This is a genomic window from Microbacterium umsixpiens (assembly GCF_053543675.1).
This window is the reverse complement of the sequence record NZ_JBLVOH010000138.1, coordinates 1-3,492: the sequence shown is the minus strand read 5'-3', so window position 1 is coordinate 3,492 and position 3,492 is coordinate 1. Positions and strand designations below refer to the sequence as shown.

Here is a 3,492-nt window from a genome sequence, read left to right as displayed (position 1 = left end):
GGCCGCGTCCAGCTGACCCTGCGCGGACGACTCCTCGCCGATGCCGTGGTGCGCGAGCTCACCGACTGAGCGCCCGCGCCGGTCGGGCTCACCCCGGGAGCAGATCCATGCCGGTGGTCCGCCGCTGCGGCAGCGTCGTGCTGGTGGTGTCGAAGACCCGCGTCTGTCGGCCGGGCCCGTACGCCGGCCAGCCGGGGTCGCCGTTCGAGATGAATCCGACCCAGGCCGCGTTCATCTCGTCCGCAAGCGTCTGCGGCGCGTCGTGGCCCGCCAAGCGCACCGTCTCGTCGTCCGCGAGCCGATCGAAGACGAAGCCGAGATCGAGTGCATGCGCGGCCCGCAGATCGCGAACCGGACTCTGCCACGCGAACTCGTACACGTGCGTGCGCTCCGGCCGCGCAGCCGCCAGGCGACTCAGTGGCGCCCGCAGCAGCATGTCCGTGACGAGCTGCCCGAACACCTCGCCGGTGTTCGCCCCGGGGAAGGCCGAGCGGTACTCGCGCACCGCGCGCTGCGGGATGCGGGAGAGGATCCGCGCCGCCTGCAGCTTCAGCTCGCTGATGGCGGCCAGAGCCGCGGGCGGGAACCACAACCGGTACTCGTCGGTGTTGCTGCCGATCAGGAGCGGCGTGTCGATGTCGCCGAGCACCTCGTGTGGTGAGCGCGGCAGGCTCTCCGGGTCGATCGAGAACTGGAAGCCGGGAGCTCCGCCCAACGGGGACGAGCCTGCGGACTGGGCTTTCCGCGCCTCGAGCAGCTGACCGGGTGAGAGCGCGGCGAACGAGTCACGGTCCGCCCGGACCCCGAGGTGCTTCGCGAGCTGTGCGGTCACCCGTCCCGCCTTCTTCGCCGGCTGTGCAGCCAACGGTCCGGATTCGATGATCGCCCGATGGATCAGCTCGCGGGATTCGTCGCGCGCGAGGAGCCCGGCGACGATCGCCCCGCCGGCGGATTCTCCCATCGCGGTGATCTGCGCGGGATCACCGCCGAACGCGGAAATCTCGCGGTGCACCCACTCCAGCGCCGCAGCGGCGTCGCGCAGTCCGAGGTTTCTCGGTGCACCTTCGAGTACCGAGAAACCCTCTGAGCCCAGGCGGTAATTGATGGAGACGAACACGATCCCCGCTTTCGCGAAGACCGTGCCGTCGTAGAGGGGCAGAGCAGCGCTGCCCCGTTCCAGCGCCCCGCCGTGGATCCACAGGAGCACCGGCGCCGCGGAGGCCCCGGACGGCGCCCAGACATTGGCCGTGAGGATGTCCTCGCCGTCGATATGCACGGAGCCGAGGAGCTCGCCGATCGCGCCGGCGTAGGGAAGCTGGGGTGCCGTGGGGCCGAACTGCGTCGCCTCAAGGATGCCCTCCCACGCCCGTACCGGCCGTGGGGCGCGGAACCTGTTCTCGCCGAACGGTGGTGCGGCATAGGGGATGGCGAGGTAGCGGTCGACCCCCTCCTCAGCGGAGCCGCGGACGATGCCGCTCGACAACGTGGTCTGAGGTGAGGAGGTCATGAGCGTCATCCTAGGGTCGCGCATCCGCGCTACGGAGAATCCCGAGCTGCACGGGGTAGGATTGGCACTCTGAACGTCCGAGTGCCAGCGGAAGGGAAGGGCGATGGTCACAGAGCGAGGACTCCAGGTTCTCCGCGCGATCGTGCAGGACTACGTCGAGACCCACGAACCCGTCGGCAGCCGATCCATCGTCGACCGGCACTCCTTCGGCGTCTCGGCGGCGACGATCCGCAACGACATGGCGCTGCTCGAGGACGAAGAGCTCATCACGGCGCCGCACACCTCGTCCGGTCGGGTGCCGACCGACAAGGGCTACCGCGTCTTCGTGAATCACCTGGCGCAGCTGCGGCCGCTCTCGTCCGCGCAGCGCTCGGCGATCGAGTCGTTCCTCGGCGAGCCCGCCGACCTCGACGACCTGATGGTGCGCACCGTGCGGGTGCTGACGCAGCTCACCGGTCAGGTGGCGCTCGCGCAGTACCCCTCGTTCGCACGTGCTCACGTCACGCACGTCGAGCTGGTGGCGTTGGCCCGCAATCGTCTCCTGATCGTCCTCGTGACGGACGCCGGCGGTGTGTCGCAACGCGTGGCCCAGCTGCCGGAGGCCATCGACGAGGCCGAGATGGCGGTGCTGCGCGCGCGCATGGCCGCCTTGATCACCGGTCACGGCATCGGCGAGGCCTCCGACCGTCTGCAGGCACTGCTCGCCGTTCAGGACGCGCCGAAGGATCACGTGCTGCGCGCGATCGCGAGCGTCGTCATGGACGAGCTCAGCGGTTTCCGCCAAGAGCGTCTGGTGATGGCGGGAGCAGCCACCCTGGCCCGTCGCGAGCAGGACTTCCGCGGCAGCATCCATCCGCTCCTCGAGGCGATCGAGGAGCAGGTGACCCTGCTGCGGCTGATGAGTGAGATGGTGACCGACGAGCACGGGCTCGCGGCCAGCATCGGCACCGAGAACGCGCCGTTCGGCCTCGGCGAGGCATCGATCGTCGCCAGCAACTACGCGGCACCCAGCGGCACCGCGCGCGTCGGCGTGATGGGGCCGACGCGGATGGATTATCCGAGCAATCTCGCGGCGGCGCGGGCGGTCGCCCGCTACCTGTCGCGGATGCTCGACGAAGACGAGGCCGGCCGCTGACGCGGTCGCGACCGGAAGACACACGCAGAAAGGCGATTGTGGCGGACCACTATGAGGTTCTCGGGGTGTCCCGAGACGCTTCCACCGACGAGATCAAGAAGGCGTATCGGCGCCTCGCGCGACAGCTGCATCCGGATGTGAATCCCGGTGAGGATGCGGCGGAGAAGTTCAAGCTCGTCACGCACGCGTATGACGTGCTGAGCGACGACGAGTCGCGGCGCCGCTACGACATGGGCGGAGGAGACGGCGCCGCTGGCAACTTCGGCGGATTCGGCGGGTTCGGCGACATCTTCGAGACGTTCTTCGGCGCCTCCCAGGGCGGCGGTCGCGGCGCACGACCCCGTTCGCGCCGGGAGCGCGGACAGGATGCTCTCGTGCGTCTCACGCTCGACCTCGGTGACGTCGTCTTCGGCGCGCACCGCGACATCGACGTCGACACCGCCGTGCTGTGCGAGACGTGCCAGGGCTCCTGTTGCCAGGAGGGTACGTCCCCCGTCACCTGCGACATCTGCGGCGGCTCCGGACACGTGCAGCGTCAGGTGCGCAGCCTGCTCGGCAACGTCGTGACCTCTCAGCCCTGCGGCACGTGCGAGGGCTACGGCACCACCATCCCGTTCCCGTGCGGCACCTGCGGAGGCCAGGGCCGCGTGCGCTCGCGTCGCACGGTCTCGCTCGACATCCCCGCCGGCGTCGAGACCGGCCTTCGCCTTCAGCTGCCCGGCTCGGGCGAGGTCGGCAAGGCGGGCGGCCCGAACGGCGACCTGTACGTCGAGGTCACGGTCAACGCCCACCCCGCTTTCAGTCGTGAGGGCGATGACCTGCTCGCCACGCTCGAGGTGTCGATGACCGA

3 protein-coding genes are annotated in these 3,492 nt (G+C 69.8%); 2 read left to right on the top strand and 1 reads right to left on the bottom strand.

Features of this window, described 5'->3' with window-relative positions; all coding sequences use genetic code 11:
- Positions 1–88 precede the first annotated feature (88 nt).
- Positions 89–1,507 carry a carboxylesterase/lipase family protein gene (locus tag ACNPM4_RS13950; RefSeq protein ID WP_448986051.1) on the bottom strand — a complete coding sequence of 473 codons (1,419 nt, stop codon included), beginning with the start codon at positions 1,505–1,507 and terminating at the stop codon, positions 89–91.
- Between the two features lie 103 nt (positions 1,508–1,610).
- Between ACNPM4_RS13950 and hrcA the strand changes: the two genes are divergently transcribed.
- Both hrcA and ACNPM4_RS13940 read left to right on the top strand, forming a co-directional pair.
- Entirely contained in the window at positions 1,611–2,642 is a 1,032-nt protein-coding gene (gene hrcA, locus ACNPM4_RS13945; RefSeq protein WP_448986050.1) for a heat-inducible transcriptional repressor HrcA, read from the top strand.
- A 38-nt stretch (positions 2,643–2,680) separates the two neighbouring features.
- Positions 2,681–3,492: DnaJ domain-containing protein (locus ACNPM4_RS13940; protein ID WP_448986049.1), on the top strand; the 812-nt coding region annotated here is incomplete at its 3' end.